The 15,592-nt window shown below is 71.2% G+C and carries 16 protein-coding genes; 10 read left to right on the top strand and 6 right to left on the bottom strand.

Going from position 1 to position 15,592, the window contains the following annotated elements:
* Positions 1–6: 6 nt before the first annotated feature.
* The 6 genes from ACFPZN_RS17290 to hisC all read left to right on the top strand — a co-directional run bounded on the left by ACFPZN_RS17290 (position 7) and on the right by hisC (position 4,730).
* The gene (locus ACFPZN_RS17290) at positions 7–726 is read left to right on the top strand and encodes a hypothetical protein (protein ID WP_378283002.1); all 720 of its coding nucleotides are present in this window, start codon (positions 7–9) and stop codon (positions 724–726) included.
* Positions 727–803: 77 nt separating this feature from the next.
* Positions 804–1,004 carry a hypothetical protein gene (locus tag ACFPZN_RS17285; RefSeq protein WP_378283001.1) on the top strand — a complete coding sequence of 67 codons (201 nt, stop codon included), beginning with the start codon at positions 804–806 and terminating at the stop codon, positions 1,002–1,004.
* A gap of 111 nt (positions 1,005–1,115) precedes the next feature.
* Positions 1,116–2,438 (top strand): flotillin family protein, encoded by a 1,323-nt coding sequence (locus ACFPZN_RS17280; protein WP_378283000.1) that lies wholly within the window; start codon positions 1,116–1,118, stop codon positions 2,436–2,438.
* A gap of 107 nt (positions 2,439–2,545) precedes the next feature.
* Positions 2,546–3,220, top strand: a complete 675-nt coding sequence (locus ACFPZN_RS17275) for an NUDIX hydrolase (RefSeq protein WP_378282999.1) — start codon at positions 2,546–2,548, stop codon at positions 3,218–3,220.
* A 77-nt stretch (positions 3,221–3,297) separates the two neighbouring features.
* Complete coding sequence (locus tag ACFPZN_RS17270; RefSeq protein ID WP_378282998.1) at positions 3,298–3,606, top strand: DUF6401 family natural product biosynthesis protein; 309 nt, start codon at positions 3,298–3,300, stop codon at positions 3,604–3,606.
* Positions 3,607–3,641: 35 nt separating this feature from the next.
* Positions 3,642–4,730 (top strand): histidinol-phosphate transaminase, encoded by a 1,089-nt coding sequence (hisC, locus tag ACFPZN_RS17265; RefSeq protein ID WP_378282997.1) that lies wholly within the window; start codon positions 3,642–3,644, stop codon positions 4,728–4,730.
* A gap of 173 nt (positions 4,731–4,903) precedes the next feature.
* Here the strand turns inward: hisC and ACFPZN_RS17260 are convergent, their stop codons facing one another.
* The gene (locus ACFPZN_RS17260; RefSeq protein ID WP_378282996.1) at positions 4,904–6,232 is read right to left on the bottom strand and encodes a transcriptional regulator; all 1,329 of its coding nucleotides are present in this window, start codon (positions 6,230–6,232) and stop codon (positions 4,904–4,906) included.
* 956 nt (positions 6,233–7,188) lie between these two features.
* Positions 7,189–8,475 carry a UDP-N-acetylglucosamine 1-carboxyvinyltransferase gene (gene murA / locus ACFPZN_RS17255; protein WP_378283025.1) on the bottom strand — a complete coding sequence of 429 codons (1,287 nt, stop codon included), beginning with the start codon at positions 8,473–8,475 and terminating at the stop codon, positions 7,189–7,191.
* A gap of 344 nt (positions 8,476–8,819) precedes the next feature.
* Here murA and ACFPZN_RS17250 point away from each other — a divergent pair, with 344 nt between their 5' ends.
* Positions 8,820–9,887: a suppressor of fused domain protein gene (locus ACFPZN_RS17250; RefSeq protein ID WP_378282995.1), complete on the top strand. Its 1,068-nt coding sequence runs from the start codon at positions 8,820–8,822 to the stop codon at positions 9,885–9,887.
* Here ACFPZN_RS17250 and ACFPZN_RS17245 read toward each other — a convergent pair.
* Genes ACFPZN_RS17245 through ACFPZN_RS17230 form a run of 4 tightly spaced genes read right to left on the bottom strand, consistent with a single transcriptional unit; the run spans position 9,877 to position 12,294 of the window.
* Positions 9,877–10,707, bottom strand: coding sequence for an aminoglycoside phosphotransferase (locus ACFPZN_RS17245; protein WP_378282994.1), 831 nt, complete (start codon positions 10,705–10,707; stop codon positions 9,877–9,879). The genes ACFPZN_RS17250 and ACFPZN_RS17245 overlap by 11 nt on opposite strands.
* On the bottom strand, positions 10,704–11,645 hold the full coding sequence (locus ACFPZN_RS17240; RefSeq protein WP_378282993.1) for a hypothetical protein: 942 nt from the start codon (positions 11,643–11,645) through the stop codon (positions 10,704–10,706). The genes ACFPZN_RS17245 and ACFPZN_RS17240 overlap by 4 nt, the downstream gene beginning before the upstream one ends.
* Positions 11,646–11,668: 23 nt before the next feature.
* The gene (locus tag ACFPZN_RS17235; RefSeq protein WP_378282992.1) at positions 11,669–12,022 is read right to left on the bottom strand and encodes a hypothetical protein; all 354 of its coding nucleotides are present in this window, start codon (positions 12,020–12,022) and stop codon (positions 11,669–11,671) included.
* Entirely contained in the window at positions 12,019–12,294 is a 276-nt protein-coding gene (locus ACFPZN_RS17230) for a hypothetical protein (protein ID WP_378282991.1), read from the bottom strand. Before ACFPZN_RS17230 ends, ACFPZN_RS17235 begins: the two co-directional genes overlap by 4 nt.
* A gap of 207 nt (positions 12,295–12,501) precedes the next feature.
* Here ACFPZN_RS17230 and ACFPZN_RS17225 point away from each other — a divergent pair, with 207 nt between their 5' ends.
* From ACFPZN_RS17225 to ACFPZN_RS17215, 3 genes are all read left to right on the top strand, one after another.
* Positions 12,502–13,806, top strand: a complete 1,305-nt coding sequence (locus ACFPZN_RS17225) for an XRE family transcriptional regulator (protein ID WP_378282990.1) — start codon at positions 12,502–12,504, stop codon at positions 13,804–13,806.
* Between the two features lie 229 nt (positions 13,807–14,035).
* Positions 14,036–14,443: a YciI family protein gene (locus ACFPZN_RS17220; protein ID WP_378282989.1), complete on the top strand. Its 408-nt coding sequence runs from the start codon at positions 14,036–14,038 to the stop codon at positions 14,441–14,443.
* A gap of 8 nt (positions 14,444–14,451) precedes the next feature.
* Entirely contained in the window at positions 14,452–15,588 is a 1,137-nt protein-coding gene (locus tag ACFPZN_RS17215) for an RNA polymerase sigma factor (protein WP_378283024.1), read from the top strand.
* Positions 15,589–15,592 lie beyond the last annotated feature (4 nt).

The following is a 15,592-nucleotide window of genomic DNA, read 5'->3' as shown; positions in this document are numbered from 1 at the left end:
CCAGGCATGGCCCAGAGGCTCCTTTCGACGGCGATGCTCCTGACGGTGACGGCCACGGCCGCGGTCGCGTGCGGCGGTGGCGGTGACGACGATCCGGGGCAGCAGGTGAAGGCGAACGGGCGGGCCGCGCTGGCGGGTACGTCCTACACCTCCGACCAGCTCGAACAGGCGCTGCTCGCCGAGCTTCCCGGTTACCGGAGGGCGGGGGAGCCCGACTCCGGCGAGTACGGCGGGCTGAAGTCCATCCAGAACTTCAACCAGCTGCAGCGCCAGGTCACCATCGACAAGCCGCGGTGCAGCAACGCGGGCGGGGCGCGGCCCGGGTCGCCGCCGATGGACAAGAGCGCGCCGACGGCGATCACCGCGTTCGTCAAGGACAACGGGCAGAACGTCACCGAGACGCTCATGGCGATGCCCGCCGACGCCGCCGAGAAGCACGTGAGCGCCCGTGTGCCTCCGGGGTGCCTGACGTTCCGGACCAAGGTCGGCGACCAGTGGGCCGACCACAAGGTGTTCGAGTCCCCGCCCGGCACCATCGGGGAGGGGTCCCGCACGGTCGGGGTGAGCACGCTCAGCGGGTCGTCCCAGCTCAAGACGTGGTACGTGGTGCTGCGGGGGCGGCGTTACCTGGCCACGATCAGCCTGATCGGGGGGGCGGCGACGCGGGCCGAGGCGGAGCAGCTCGCCCGGCTGGCCGACGCACAGGCCAAGCGCATCCTTCCTTGATCGGGTCCCACTCGCGGCCGGTCGGGCGGAACGGATAGCGTTCCCCTACCTGACGGCGTGAACGAGCGGGGGAGCCCTTGATCGGCAAGGAGGGACGGGTCACCGGCAGGATCGGGCCCGGTCTGGTCGGAGAGGTCATGATCCCGGTCCGCGGCGGGGCGGAGGCGTTCTACGCCCATCCGAGCGATCCGCGCGACGAGTTCACGGTGGGGATGATCGTGGTGGTCGTCGAGTACCACCCGCCGCGCACGGTGTACGTGGCCCAGGCGCTGGTCTAGGGATTCGATACGGGTTCGAGACCTTCGGGGAGAACCGAACGCGCGTTTTCTGCGTCCAAGGGGGCACAACGAGGGGTTTGTTCCACTCCTCCTGGCCCTTGAGGAGGTCGTATGCCCGTGGTCATGGTGGCGGTTCTCGCGGTCGTCGCCGTCATCGTCCTGATCATTCTCTTCAAGATGGTCTGGCGGGTGGCGGAACCGAACGAGGCCCTGATCATCTCGGGGCTCGGTGCCAAGTCCAAGCCGATCGACGGGGTGGACAGCCTCGGCTTCAAGATCATCACCGGCAAGGGCACCTCGGTGCTGCCCGGCTTCCAGGTGGCGCGCCGGCTCCGGCTCGACAGCCGGGCCGCCAACCTCGAGGTCAACTGCGTCACCCAGCAGGGCATCCCGGTCAAGGTGCGCGGCGTGGTCATCTACAAGGTCGGCGACGACTTCGTCTCCATCGCCAACGCCGCCCGGCGCTTCCTGGAGCAGCAGGACTCCATGAACGACGCCATCCACGAGCTGTTCACCGGCCACCTGCGCTCGATCATCGGCAACCTGACCGTCGAGGACCTGATCCTCAACCGGGAGCGGCTGACCAGCGAGACGCGCAGCTCCGCGGCCGACGAGATGAGCAAGCTGGGCCTGGTCGTCGACTCGCTGCAGATCCAGGAGATCGACGACGAGACCGGGTACATCACCAACCTGGGCCGCCCGCACGCCGCCAAGGTGGCCGCGTCGGCCCGGATCGCGGAGGCCGAGCGGGACCAGGAGGCCACCCAGCGCGAGCAGGAGACCGAGCGGCTCAAGGCCGCGGTCATCCGCGACACCGAGATCAAGAAAGCCGAGTACGACGGCCAGGTCAAGCAGGCCGAGCAGCAGGCCCGCCAGGAGGTCATCCAGCGCGAGACCCGCAACGCCGAGCTGGAGGCCGAGCGCACCGAGCGGCAGCTGGAGAGCCAGATCCGCAAGCCCGCCGACGCCAAGGCGTACGAGCAGGTCAAGCTGGCCGAGGCCGAGCGCGAGGAGCGCATCGCCTACGCCCAGGCGGCGGCCACCGAGGTCCAGCTCAAGGCGCAGCGCGAGTCCGAGGCCGTCCGGCTGATGGGTGAGGCCGAGGCGGAGGCCACCCGCCGCAAGGGCCTGGCCGAGGCCGAGGCGATCAAGGCGCGGGCGCAGGCGCTGGCGGAGAACCAGGAGGCCGTCATCGCCCAGCAGCTCGCCGAGAACTGGCCGCAGATCGTCGAGGCCGGCGCGGGCGTGTTCGGCAACGTCGACAACATGGTCGTCCTGAACGGCGCCGAGGGTGTGGAGGAGATGCTCGCCAAGGCCCTCACCCTGGGCGGCACCGGCCTGGGCCTGGCCCGGACCCTGCTCGCCAACATGAACGGCGCCCATGGGCCCAATGGCGTCCCGGTGGTGAAGAGCGCCCCGTCCGACAACGACTGACCCGGTTCGACGGCCCCGCACTCTCCGGAGTGCGGGGCCTTTCGTTTCCCGCAGGGGCCCTTGCTTTCGGGGGTGTGTGGTGGCGCGGCCCCAATAGAGTCGGTGGTATGTCCGTGCCCCGCCTGGCCGTCACCGTTGATCTTGTCGTGCTCACCGTGCGGGAGCAGCGGCTCAGTGCGCTGATGTGGCGGCGTGACCGGGCGCCCTACGACGGGTGCTGGTCGCTTCCGGGCGGGTTCATCCAGTTGGACGAGGACCTGCCGGTGGCCGCTTCGCGCTTGATGGCGGAGCGGGCGGGGTTGGCCGACGTGCGGATCCACCTGGAGCAGCTCGCCACGTACGGCTACCCGGACCGCGACCCGCGGCAGCGCGTGGTGAGCGTGGCGTACCTGGGCCTGGCGCCGGATCTGCCGGCGTCCAGCCGGGCGCAGGTGCTGTGGACGGCCGTGGACGATCTCAAGGAGCGGGACCGGGCGGCGTTCGACCACCGGCGGATCCTGTGCGACGGGGTGGAGCGGGCGCGGGCGAAGCTGGAGTACACCTCGCTGGCGGCGGCGTTCTGCCCGCCCGAGTTCACCGTGGCCGAGCTGCGGCGGGTGTACGAGATCGTGTGGGGGACGCCGCTGGATCCGCGGAACTTCCACCGGAAGGTGACCGGCGCCGACAGGTTCCTGATCCCCACCGGGCGGACCACGACGCGGGACGGCGGGCGGCCCGCGCAGCTGTATTCGCGCGGCGACGCCGAGCAGTTGCGGCCGCCGATGCTGCGGCCCCGTCCCTGACCTGGTCAGGCCACGATCGGGGGATCGTGCGGGCCAGCGGTCCGGCATTGCTAGCTTGGGGCACTATGGATGGCGATTTGTCCGAAGAGCTGGGGTTTCTCGTCCGGGACATCGGTGATGCCGGTATCGCGGAGATGGCCGGTTCGCCGGCGCTGGCGGCGGCCGTCGACCAGCACGCGGCGGCGGTCCGCGACCTGCTCGTGGGTCCCGGCGGCTCCCGGCCCGCGCCGGACGCGCTGATGAACTACCTGCACGGGTTCGCCGAGGAGGCGTTCGAGCGCGGCTGGTGGCCGGACAGCACGCGGGACTGGGAGTTCGTCCGGATCGTCACCATCTGCTGGATGATGCGGCAGGGCGTGCCTCCGTCGTCCCCGGACGGCTCGTAGGCTGAGCGCACGACCGTAGAACGAGGAGGACAACGGTGTCCGAGGCAATCACCCCGCGCTTCCGCTCCGTGCTCGACCGGTTCCAGGCGTACAAGCCCGGCAAGGCCGTGGTGTCGCCCGAGGGGCGCTCGTTCAAGCTGTCGTCGAACGAGTCGCCGCACGGGCCCCTCCCCTCGGTTCTGACCGCGATCAGCGAGGCGGCGCAGCGGGTGAACCGCTACCCGGACAACAACTGCACCGCGCTCGTGGAGGCGATCTCCGCCCGTTACAAGATCCCCGCGGATCACGTAGCGGTGGGCTGCGGGTCGGTCGGGGTCACCCAGATGCTGCTGGAGGCCGTGTCCGAGCCGGGCGCCGAGGTGGTGTACGCGTGGCGGTCGTTCGAGGCGTACCCGCTGCTGGTGGCGCTGGCGGGCGCGGAGCCGGTGCAGGTGCCGCTGCGGGACGAGACCCACGACCTGGACGCCATGGCCGACGCGATCACCGACCGCACCCGACTGATCCTGGTCTGCAACCCGAACAACCCGACCGGCACCGTGGTGCGCCGCGCCGAGTTGGAGAGGTTCCTGGACCGGGTGCCGGCCGACTGCCTGGTGGTCCTGGACGAGGCGTACCGCGAGTACATCCGCGACGCCGACGTCCCCGACGGCTTCGACCTCTACCCGGAGCGTCCCAACCTGGCGGTCCTGCGGACGTTCTCCAAGGCGTACGGGCTGGCGGGCCTGCGGGCGGGCTTCCTGGCGGCGCATCCGGTGGTGGCCGAGGCGATCCGCAAGACGCACCTGCCGTTCAGCGTGAACGCGATCGCGCAGGCGGCGGCGGTGGCGTCCCTGGCGGCGGCGGACGAGCTCCTGGAGCGGGTGGAGAGCACCGTGCAGGAGCGCGAGCGGGTCCGTGACGGCCTACTGGCCGACGGCTGGACGGTGCCCCCGACGGAGGCCAATTTCGTCTGGCTGCGGCTCGGAGAGCGCACCCTGGACTTCTCCGCGGCCTGCGACGCGCAGGGGGTCAGCGTCCGCCCGTTCGCGGGCGAGGGTGCCCGCGTCTCCATCGGGTCGCCCGAGGAGAACGAGGCCTTCCTCGCCGTGGCGAAGGCCTACCCCCACCGCGCTGTGTCCCTGTAACCCCGGCCCAGGCGACTCGCCTGGCGGCTCGTCCCCTGACCGGGGTCAGGCGACCGCGGCATCGCTTCGCGATCTGCCCGGCGAGACTCGCCTTCGGCGTCGCCTCACCGGGCAGGTAACGCGCTCGCGCGGTGGCTGAGGTCCGGCGACCTTGAGAACTGGACGCCTCCCTCTCAGGTCCCGGCCTTGGGGCCCAGCTTTTCGACGATCAGCCGGTAGAGCTGCCGCGGCCGGCCCGGCTGCGGGGTCCGGTTCGGCGGCAGCGGCCAGGCCAGGCCCTCCTCGACCAGCGTGCGCAGCAGGCGCCGGGCGGTGCGGGGGGTGACGCCGAGCATCTTGCCGGCGTTCTCCGCGTCCACGATCAGCGGCTGCTCCTGGTCGCCGAGCTTGTCGGCGAGCCGGGCGAGGATCTCCAGGCCCTTCGGCTTGGCCTGCGGCTGCGCGCGCGGTGGCGTGCGCGGCGCCGGGACGAGCGCGCGGCCGTCGCGGTCCAGGGCGAAGCCCTGCGCGCGCTGCGAGCTCTGCGAGCGGGCCAGCGCGGCGCGGGCATGCGTCTCCGCCTCGTGCGCCGTGCGGCCCATCCCGATGCCGACCTCGATCGCCAGCCCCAGTTCCTCGCGGACGCGCTCGACGAACGGCGGCGTCCGGAAGCCCTCGGTGCTGGCGGTGACCGAGCCCCGGGTGGCGATGACGAGGTAGCTGTGGTCGTCCAGCGGCCACACCGACGCGTTCATCCGGTGCGCCTCCTGGAGGAGCACCCGGTGCAGCGCCAGTTTCAGCTCGTCGCGCCAGTACCTGGGGGTGACGCGGCGCGGGGTCTCGCGCAGCGTCGGCACGTCCACCAGCACGACCACCAGCTGCGACTCCTCCAGCCGGTGGTGGGCGCCGAGCAGCGCCGCGGTCTGCAGCGAGCTGCGGATCGCCGCGCCGGTGGGGCGCACCCGGATGGTCGGCACCCCGGCCATCTCCATGCGTTCGGCGGTGGCGTGCACGCACGTCATCGCGACGGTGGTCGCGCCGCGCCGCCACAGCCGCTCGTGGAAGGCGGCCAGCGTGCCCGGCCCGGCGGCCTCCTCGCGCAGGTGGACCTGCTCGGTGCCGAGGCTGATCTCCGCGTACGCCTCCTCGACCTCGGCCCGGCCGAGCACGTCGATGCTCACCCGTCCCGGGTCGAAGCGCTCGTCGAGGGAGGCCCGCAGCAGCGCGCCCTGCAGGGCGGCGCCGTTCAGCGGCACGTAGGTGGCCGGCATGGTCAGCACGCCGGCCTTGCGGGCGAAGTCGTACGGCACCGGGCTGGCGAACAGGCACACGTCCACCCCGGAGCCCAGCCGTACGACCTTGTCGGCCGCCTCCTGCTCGTCCCGATATGCGGCGGCCACCAGCCGGCTCGGCACCGGCGTGGGACCGTGTCCCATCAGCATGACCCGTTCGACCAGGTCATGCGGGCCGACGACGCCGATCGTGAGATCGGGCGTGACCGATCCCGTTCTCGTGGCCGTCATCGGCGATCGCTCGCTTCCCGACCATGCTCTTGGTGGGGGTCCTGCCCCGGCCATGCGTTCGCGCACGCTCCGCCCAACGGTTGACTCATGGCTTGTCGCCCCTGCCTTCTGACCCTGCACCGCAATCCCGCGATTCGTTCCTCAGTGGGCAGATCGGGTCAGGGCGACCTGGTGTGACGCCCAGACGCGAAATCGAATCAAGAGTGCGGCGAAAAAGTAACCTACGCGACCCCCTAGTCAGTAATTTGTCACCAATCGGTCAGTCTTGATCCTGCATCTTCGGTCGTCCGAAGTTGAAAAACAAGACCCGAAAACACCGCGAGGGCCTGTGCACGGCGCCGATGCGCACTACGGGAGCCCCTGTCACGTCCGATTAGTGTACGCAGGGACCGAAAATCGACCGTCCCGTCTTCGGGGGGCCCTGAAATGCGAGCGATCCGCACTTTTTTCGGTGACCGGAGTGCCGGGACGCGTCCGCACGAAAGTTTTCGCCGGTCATACGGGCGCCGGGACGGCCGGTGACCTCCGAACCGTACGAGGACGCCCCAAACCTTGACCCGCGTGTTGACGTCCACCATCGGCCACGGAACGTGCCCGCGGCGCGGACTCCGGGGCCGGTTCGGGGCCCGGGAAGTCAGATGCGGGTCAGGAGAAGCGGTCAGATCCGCTGTAAGGGGTCTTCTGACCGGCCCGCGGACTCCGGCGTCGGAACGGCCGGAAGTTCCCGCAGGGAGGACGTGAGGACGCCCGGAGACCATCTCCGCTGAGGGGTCCCCGGGCGGGCGCGGCCTCCGGGCGACGCCGGAGGCCGGACGGGCGTTCCGGACGGCGCTTCGCAGGCCCTTTCCGGACGGCGGTTCGGCGCGCTCGGACGGCGTTTCGGAAACCGTGCGAGGCGCTTCGGGGGCGCTTCCGCGGCCGCCTCGCCGGCGGGTGCCGCGGAGGCGCCCCGAGGGTCAGTCGGTCTCGCGGGTGATCTCGGCGCCGAGCTGGGACAGCCGCTCGGCGGTGTGCGCGTGCCCGCGGTCGAGGTAGTAGGCCGAGGTGATCGTGGTCTCGCCCTCGGCGGCCAGGCCGGCCAGGACCAGCGCGCTCCCGCAGCGCAGGTCGTGCGCCTCCACCTCGGCGCCGCGCAGCGAGCCGGGGCCGTTGACCTTGGCCCGGTTGCCGTTGACCTCGATGTCGGCGCCCATCTTCGTCAGCTCGTCGGCCAGCTTGAAGCGGCCGTCGAAGATGCGCTCGTAGATGTAGGAGGGCCCGTCGGCCAGGCAGGACAGCGCCATGATCGGCGACTGCAGGTCGGTGGCGAAGCCCGGGTACTCGTCGGTGATGACGTTTATGGGGCGCAGCCCGCGCTCCCGGCGCACCTGCAGGACCGCGCCCTGCTGGTGGAACTCCAGGCCCATCTGCTCCAGCTTGTCGGCGGCGACGCCGAGGTGCTCCAGGTTGGCGCCCACCAGGTTGAGGTCGCCGCCGGTGATCGCGGCGGCCATCACGAACACGCCGGTGTCGATCCGGTCCGGCATCACGGTGTGCTCGACGGCCGACAGCTCGCCCACGCCCTCGACGGTGACGAAACCGGTGCCGCCGCCGCTGATCCGGGCGCCCATCGCCTGCAGCAGCGCGATGTTGTCGAGCACCTCGGGCTCCAGCGCGGCGTTCTTGATCAGCGTGGTGCCGCGGGCCAGCGCCGCCGCCATGATCAGGTTCTCGGTGCCGGTGTGCGAGGGGGTGTCGCAGTAGAGCGTGCCGCCGCGCAGGTCGCCGGCCTTGATGTGGATCTGGCCCGCGCCGTTGGCGCCCATCTGCTCGGTCACGGTCGCGCCGAGCCGCTTGAAGCCGTTGTAGTGGAAGTCCAGGTTCCGGCTGCCCAGGTTGCAGCCGCCGACGCCCTCGATCACCGCCTCGCCGAGCCGGTGCAGCAGGGCCGGCACGAACAGGAACGAACCCCGGAAACGGGCCGCGATGTCGGCCGGCAGCACGGGGCTGTCCAGCTCCGAGGCGTCGATCACGAGCGTGCGCTCGGCCTCGTGCAGCTCGGCTTTGGCGCCCACCGCGCGGGCGAGTTCCACCGCGCGCCGCACGTCTTCGATGATCGGAACGTTGCGCAGGACCGTGCGGCCCTTGGACGCCATCAGCGAAGCGCCGATCATCGGCAGGACGGCGTTCTTCGCGCCCTGGATGAAAACGGTGCCGTGCAGCCGCCTGCCGCCGCGCACGCGGTAGCGAACCTCGTGGCCCATGCTCATGCCGCCTTACTCCTTAACTGCGGGTACGGTCCTGTCGGTTCAAAACGGACTGCCGCCCTCCGTCCGCTGCGGGAACGGCGGGGTCACGAGGGCCGGGCGCACGCCGGACGGGTCCCCCCCCCGTTATCGCACGTCCTTCATTGCACAACGCGGTCCCAGTAAACCACCGGGACGGAGGCGAACGGTCCGGAGCGCGCCCCATCGGGCGCCAGTCTTGTCTCTTTGACCGGCGAATGTGGCGGGAAGTTCGGGTTTTTGCGCTAAGACTCGGATGTGAGTCGTGACGCACTCCGTCATCTGGGCCCGTACCACCGCTTTCTTCCCTAAGGTGAACGCCCATGGACGAGTCCACGGAGGCCGCGGACGAAGCGCCCGGCTGGCACGCCATCGACCGCGCCCTGGAGCCCCTCTACGGCGATGTCGAGCCGCTCCACTGGGGGACGATCCTCAAGTGGCGGCTGGGCGGGAAGGACCCGCTCGACGGCGTCAGCGCCTACCCCAGGACCGACCCGGTCCCGCACTGGCATTTCGTCTCGTACGGCATGAGCGAGCTCTACGAGAAGGGCGAGGGGAGCGACCCCGAGGAGTCCGGCTGGGGCTTCGAGTTCACCTTCCGCCTGGTCCGCGACCCGTCCGAGACCACCCCGCCGGTCTGGGCGGTCAGTCTCCTGCAGAACCTCGGCCGCTACGTGTTCACCTCCGGCAACTGGTTCGAGCCGGGCCACCACATGGACATCAACGGGCCGATCGCCACGTCCCGGGAGGACTCGGCCATCCGCGCGATCATGTTCGCCGAGGACCCCGAGCTCGGGACGATCTCCACCCCGCACGGCTCCCTGCAGTTCCTCCAGGTGATCGGCCTGGCCCGGGAGGAGTACGAGGCCGCCCGGCAGTGGAACACCATGGCGCTGCTGGACGTCCTGGCGCCGCGGCTGCCGCTCTACGTCACCGACATCGACCGGGGCTCGCTGCTGGCCGATCCGGAGCTGGCGGCGGCGGTCCGCGCCGGCGTCGAGCGGGACGGCTCCAGCAGCGGCCTGCTGTTCGTGGGCACCGCCGGGTGGGAGGAGGAGGGCGGCGGCACGACGCTGCGGCTGGGCGCGCTCCAGGCGCCGATGATCCGCCAGTCCCTGCGCGGGCGGCTGCCGTTCGGGCGGTCGCTGGCGATCCAGGCCCAGGACGGCGGCGTGCTCCACTTCGTGCCCGCCGACGGCTTCGAGGTGGAACGCCTTGAGGGCGGGCTGTCGATCAGTGTCCCGGACGCGGCGCTGAACGGCCTGATCGACGCGATCCGCTCCGAGGCGGGCCGCGTCCCGGTGCCGTCCCTGCCGGGCCTGACCGTCGAGATCGTCCCCACCCGCATGCGCGACCAGTACGGCGAGGAAACCGGCGAGGTCATCGGCTGAGCCGATGGGCGAGGGCCGCGAGCGGCTGATCCAGATCGCCGATGTCGGGATGGCGGCGCAACTGGACGATCACGCACAGCTGCGCGATACGGCCGTCCGGGGTGTCGAGCAGATGCGCGAAGCGCCGGTGGATGTCGGCGGCCAGCTCGGGCACCAGCAGGCTGGTGCACATCAGCGTCGCCGCGTCCGCGCCCACCGGTGCCAGCCCCCAGAACTCCCAGTCCAGCAGGTAAGGGGTATGCGCGGTGAGGTTGGTCCAGCGCAGATCGCCGTGCTGGACGGCCCACCGCCGGACCCGGGTCGGCACACCGGGCCCATAGGCGCGGCGCATCACAGCGGTGATCTGCTCCTGGGTACGGGGCACGCGGTCGGTGCGATGGCGGGCGAGCCGGTCGAGCGAGGTCTCCAGGCTCGTCCACCAGGCCGTGGACAACCGGAGCTGACGGGCACGCCGCGGAGTGAGCGTCTCGTGCGGGGCGCAGGCCGGTTCGTCGACCAGCTCCCACACCTCTGCGCGCACCGACTGCTCGCGGTCGGCCCAGGTCTCGGTCGCCAGCAGCGCAGGGCGGCTCAGCCCCGGAATCGCCGGGGCGGTGATCGGCCCATACCACAAGGCACCGCACGCCCGCTCAGCCGGGACGGCCAGCACGCGCAGCCAACGCGCGCCGCCAGATACCGGGTCGGCAACGCGCCCGGACAAAGTCCGCCCGGCCACGCCCGGCACCAGCCGCCCGTCCACTACCAGCCCGAAGGCACGCAGCGCACGCTCGAACTGCGCCTGCATCCATTGCGTGCGGGGGCCTGTCGGCTGGACGGTCACCGCTCGCCCTCCCCTCCGGTCTGTTCGGCTTCGGCACGGCGAGCACGCAGGGTTTCGCAGCCCAGCACGACCCGGTACCGCGTGCCATCGCGGAAGAAGACAGGCAGCGGCGGTCCGAACAGTTCGTCTCCATTCCGCAGCCAGCCGGAGTGTCCAGCTCGATACGACAGCAGCACGCTACCGTCACTGAGCGTATAGCGGGAGGGAAAGAAGATCCCTTCAGCGGCGTCCAGCACCCACAACCGGTCGATCGCCTCAACGCCGGAGTCGGTGCAGTCCCCGGCGATCAGGGCGCGCGTGATGGTGTGCTCGCCCGTCAGATACCGAGGGTCCAAGGTGACCTTGGCACCGGGAGTCCGGAAGTGCGGATGATGCGGGTGGTCGGCGGGACGAGGAGGAACGACTCCAGCGGCGCGGGCGGCCACACGGCGGGAGGCGTCCCGTCCGTAGACCACGATGTCCAGATCGCGGGCGGTCCCCGGAGGCTTGTACATGGCCGAGCCGTAGACGCCGAACTTGTCGCGGTCAACGCCGCACCAGGTGGCCAGCGCGTCCAGGGCCGCGGCGTGTGCGGCCAGCAGGTACGGGTCCCGGGTGGACCTGGCGGCGACGATGCCGGCGGCGCGGATGCGGGCGATCTTGCCCAGATGCGGGACGAGCGCGTCCGGCTGACGGGCGGCGATCAGCGGCGCGTAAGTGGCGTACGGCAGGTTCAGGGTGCGTTGCCACTCCCGGCCCCAGAATCGGCTCCGCGGCCCCTCACCGTCGCGGCCGGGACGGGCATCGTTGGCAACGTAGCCCACCAGCGCGTACATGGAGTCGCCCATGCTGGTGATCTTCGCCGCGAGCAGGCCGCCGTCGGTGAGCACCATGGAACACGGCGGCAGCATCTGGTGAGGGATGGCCAGGGCGGGCCACCCGCAGGCATGCGATTCCATTGAGTCCACCTTCCACAACGCGTTCAGAGGCGCAGCCGCCGCCGCAGCCACCCACGCCGGGTGCGCCTGGGAGCGGCGTGGATGGGCGCGGCGGGGCGGGGCATCCTGGACGGTGTCGACCGCGCCGCCGCGCCGGTCTTGGGGGGCGTGCGGGAGAAGCGCGGCACCGTCCGGGCGCCGATCGCCTCCAGGTGTCGAGCGAGCTCGGCCGGATCGGGCGCCTCGATCAGACGGTCACGGCCCCACGGGTCCCGCGCCAGTGCCCACCAGGCACCCGTGTACGTGCCGCGCCACGCGCACGCCCCCGGGAACCGGCGCCGCAACTCGGTCACGACCAGGTCGACGTCGAGCGCCGCCCACGGCGCGACGGCGGTCACCGTCCGCCTCCCCCGGCCAGGTTGCCGAGGATGACCTTGGACGCGTCGGTGATCGGTTCGCCCCACGACGTCCAGAACCACATCCGGCCGTCGTCCTCGCGGCGCGCGTGGCAGGTGATCGTGTCCGCCGGGTGCGCCGCGTCGTCGCAGCATCCGCCCGCGTGCGGGTTGGTCACCCGCAGCCCTTTCTCGGTGAGGCCGATGGTGAGGCCACGTGCGACGAGATGCGCGCCGAGTGCGGCCAGCCGCTGCTGCGAGGTCATACGATCCATCTGGGCCGGGTCCCTTCCGGTCAAGGCCCCGGCCGACGCTGTCATCGTCGCGTCCGGGGCCGCCTTGTCTTCGGGACGGGATGCTCCCGCCGCGTCTCAGTGAATCCGGGGTACGTGCCGCAGGTCACCGTGGTATGCAGGAAAAGCAGCGGATACGCTCCGCGTTTCCGTGGCTACCCACCGCCCCCGGCGAGAGGTGCACGCGACATGACCTCCGACAAAAGGATCATCGGCGCGGCCCTGCGCGCAGAGCGCAAAGCCCAGGGCTTGGTCGTCTCCGACCTGGCCGCGCGGTTCCGCGAGGTCGCGCCACCCCACGTCCGGCTGCCCGACCGGGAACACGTGGAGACCACCATCCGAGGGCACGAGCGCGGCGCCCACTCCGTGAGCGAGCGGTACAAGCTGCTGTACTGCCTCGCCCTGGGCAAACCCGAAGAAGAGCTGTTCCCCTCAACTCCGCAGGCGCCGTCCGCCGCGGGTACCGTGGATCAAAGTCCTACTCCCGGTCAGGGGGACGACGACGTGAAACGCCGTGCCGCACTCCAGCTCCTCGCCGCGATCGGCACCGGGGCCAGCGTCCCGCCCGGCGTCCTGGAAGAGCTGCTTTCCGGCGTCGATCACGTTCTCGGCCGCACCGCCGATGTCGAGGAGTGGGAACAGACCGTTCGTGATTACGGTCATCAGATCTATCGGCGGCCGTTCGATGCGCTCATACCCGACCTGATCGCGGATATCGTCGCGGTGGGCGAACTGCTCAAGAAAGGCCGCCCACCCCGTGAGCAGGCCGGTCTTCTGCGGGTGAGCGCCGGACTTACCGGCGTCCTGGCTGAAACGCTGTGCAACGTCGGGGAAGATCGCGCCGCGCGTCGTACGTGGAGCACGGCACGCCGTGCCGCCGACGCGTCCGGCGACCGTGAGCTACGGGTCTGGGTACGGGGTAGAGCCGCCCAGCACGTCAGTTGGGCAGGCAACTCGCACCATGCCGTCATGACCATGGTCGACGACGCCGCCCACATCGCCAACGGCACCCCGTTCTCAGGACTGGCGCGCGGCTACGCCGCCGGGGCCTACCAGGCAGCCTCTCAAGGTGACAACGTCACAGCGCACAAGAGCCTCGACATGCTGAAGCGCACGTTCGAGCAGCTACCCCGCAGTTCCAGCGAACCGACGGTGCTGGATTTTCAAGAAAGCCAATTGCTCTGGAGTGAGGCGTACGTCCGCACGATCTCTGGAGATCGGCGCGCTGTGACGGCGGTCGAGAACGCCCGTGCCCTCTATCCATCCACCGCCAGAGTGCCGATCACCAATCTCGATCTGATGCGCGCCATCGACCTGGTCAAGTCCGGCGAGGTGCGCGAAGGGCTTGATCTGGCCGTCACATCGCTCACCGATCGTCCCCGTCCGGTCCTGGCCACGCGGCAGCTGGTCGGCCAGGTGCTGAGCACGCTGCCCGAACCCGCCCGGACGCTCCCGGCCGCGCGCGACCTTCGCGCACTCAGCGTCGGCGCCTAGAACGGCTCGAGGTCACCACCCGCCGCGTTCTTGAGCGATGCCCGAGCGGGCTCGCTTCCAGCCGCACGGGGACTCCGAGCGCTGACGGCTGGGGTGTGACCTCGGCGTTCAGCGCCACCGGTATGAGAGCCAAAAAATTTCGTGGTGGGGATGTCGAGATCCCGTGGGCGGCTTCGTCCCTGGTGTGAGCGCGACCAGAATGGGTCGCACCAGCGCGAGGAGAACCACGATGGCCAAGTACCTGCTGCTCAAGCACTACCGCGGCGCGCCGGCGGCGGTCAACGACGTGCCCATGGAGAAGTGGACGCCTGAGGAGATCTCGGCCCACGTGCAGTACATGAACGACTTCGCGGCCCGGCTGGAGGAGACCGGCGAGTTCGTCGACGGCCAGGCGCTCGCCCCCGAGGGGACGTGGGTCCGGTACGACGGTGAGGGGCGCCCGCCGGTGACCGACGGCCCGTTCGCCGAGACCAAGGACCTCATCGCGGGCTGGATGGTGATCGACGTCGACGGCTACGAGCGGGCCGTGGAGTTGGCCGGGGAGCTGTCGGCCGCGCCCGGGGCGGGCGGGAAGCCGATCCACGAGTGGCTCGAGCTGCGCCCGTTCCTGACCGAGCCGCCCACCGTCACCGAGTGACCTCTCCCATCGACGAGGTCCTGCTCCGGAGCCTCACGCCGAGCGTGCTCGGGATCCTCGTCCGCCGCGGAGCCGACTTCGCGGCGGGCGAGGACGCCGTGCAGGACGCGCTGGTCGAGGCGGTCCGGGTCTGGCCGGACGACCCGCCGCGTGACCCCAAGGGCTGGCTGGTCACCGTGGCCTGGCGCAAGTTCCTCGACGCGACCCGGGCCGACGCCGCCCGCCGCCGGCGTGAGGACGTCCTGGAGGAGGAGCCGCCGCCCGGGCCCGCGCCCGCGGTGGACGACACGCTCCAGCTCTACTTCTTGTGCGCCCACCCGTCGCTGACGCCGTCGTCGGCGGTCGCGCTCACGCTGCGCGCCGTCGGCGGGCTGACCACCCGCCAGATCGCCCAGGCGTACCTGGTGCCCGAGGCGACCATGGCGCAGCGCATCAGCCGGGCCAAGCGCACCGTCTCCGGCGTGCGGTTCGACCAGCCCGGGGACGTCGCCACCGTGCTGCGCGTCCTCTACCTGGTCTTCAACGAGGGCTACTCCGGTGACGTCGACCTGGCCGCCGAGGCCATCCGGCTGACCCGGCGGCTCGCGGCCGCGATCGACCACCCCGAGGTGGCGGGGCTGCTGGCGCTCATGCTGCTCCACCACGCGCGGCGGGCCACCCGGATCGCGCCTGACGGGAGTTTGGTGCCGCTGGCCGAGCAGGACCGCGGCCGGTGGGACACCGCCTCGATCGCCGAGGGCGTCGAGATCCTCCAGGCGGCCCTGGCGCGCGACCGGCTGGGCGAGTTCCAGGCCCAGGCCGCCATCGCGGCGCTCCACGCCGACGCGCCCACCGCCGAGGAGACCGACTGGGTGCAGATCGTCGAGTGGTACGACGAACTCGCGCGCCTGACCGACAGCCCGGTCGTCCGGCTCAACCGCGCGGTGGCCGTGGGCGAGGCCGACGGGCCGCGCGCCGGGCTGGCGGCGCTCGCGGACCTGGACGACTCGCTGCCCCGGTACGCCGCGGTGGCCGCCTACCTCCACGAGCGTGACGGCGACCTGGCCACGGCGGCACGGCTTTACGCCGAGGCGGCCCAGAAGGCGCCCAACCTGGCCGAGGTCGTCCACCTGACGCGCCAGGCCGCCCGTCTCAACGCTCGCTGATTGC

Source organism: Actinomadura rugatobispora (assembly GCF_042656285.1).
Lineage (GTDB): Bacteria > Actinomycetota > Actinomycetes > Streptosporangiales > Streptosporangiaceae > Spirillospora > Spirillospora rugatobispora.
This window is presented reverse-complemented; position numbering and strand designations above follow the sequence as displayed.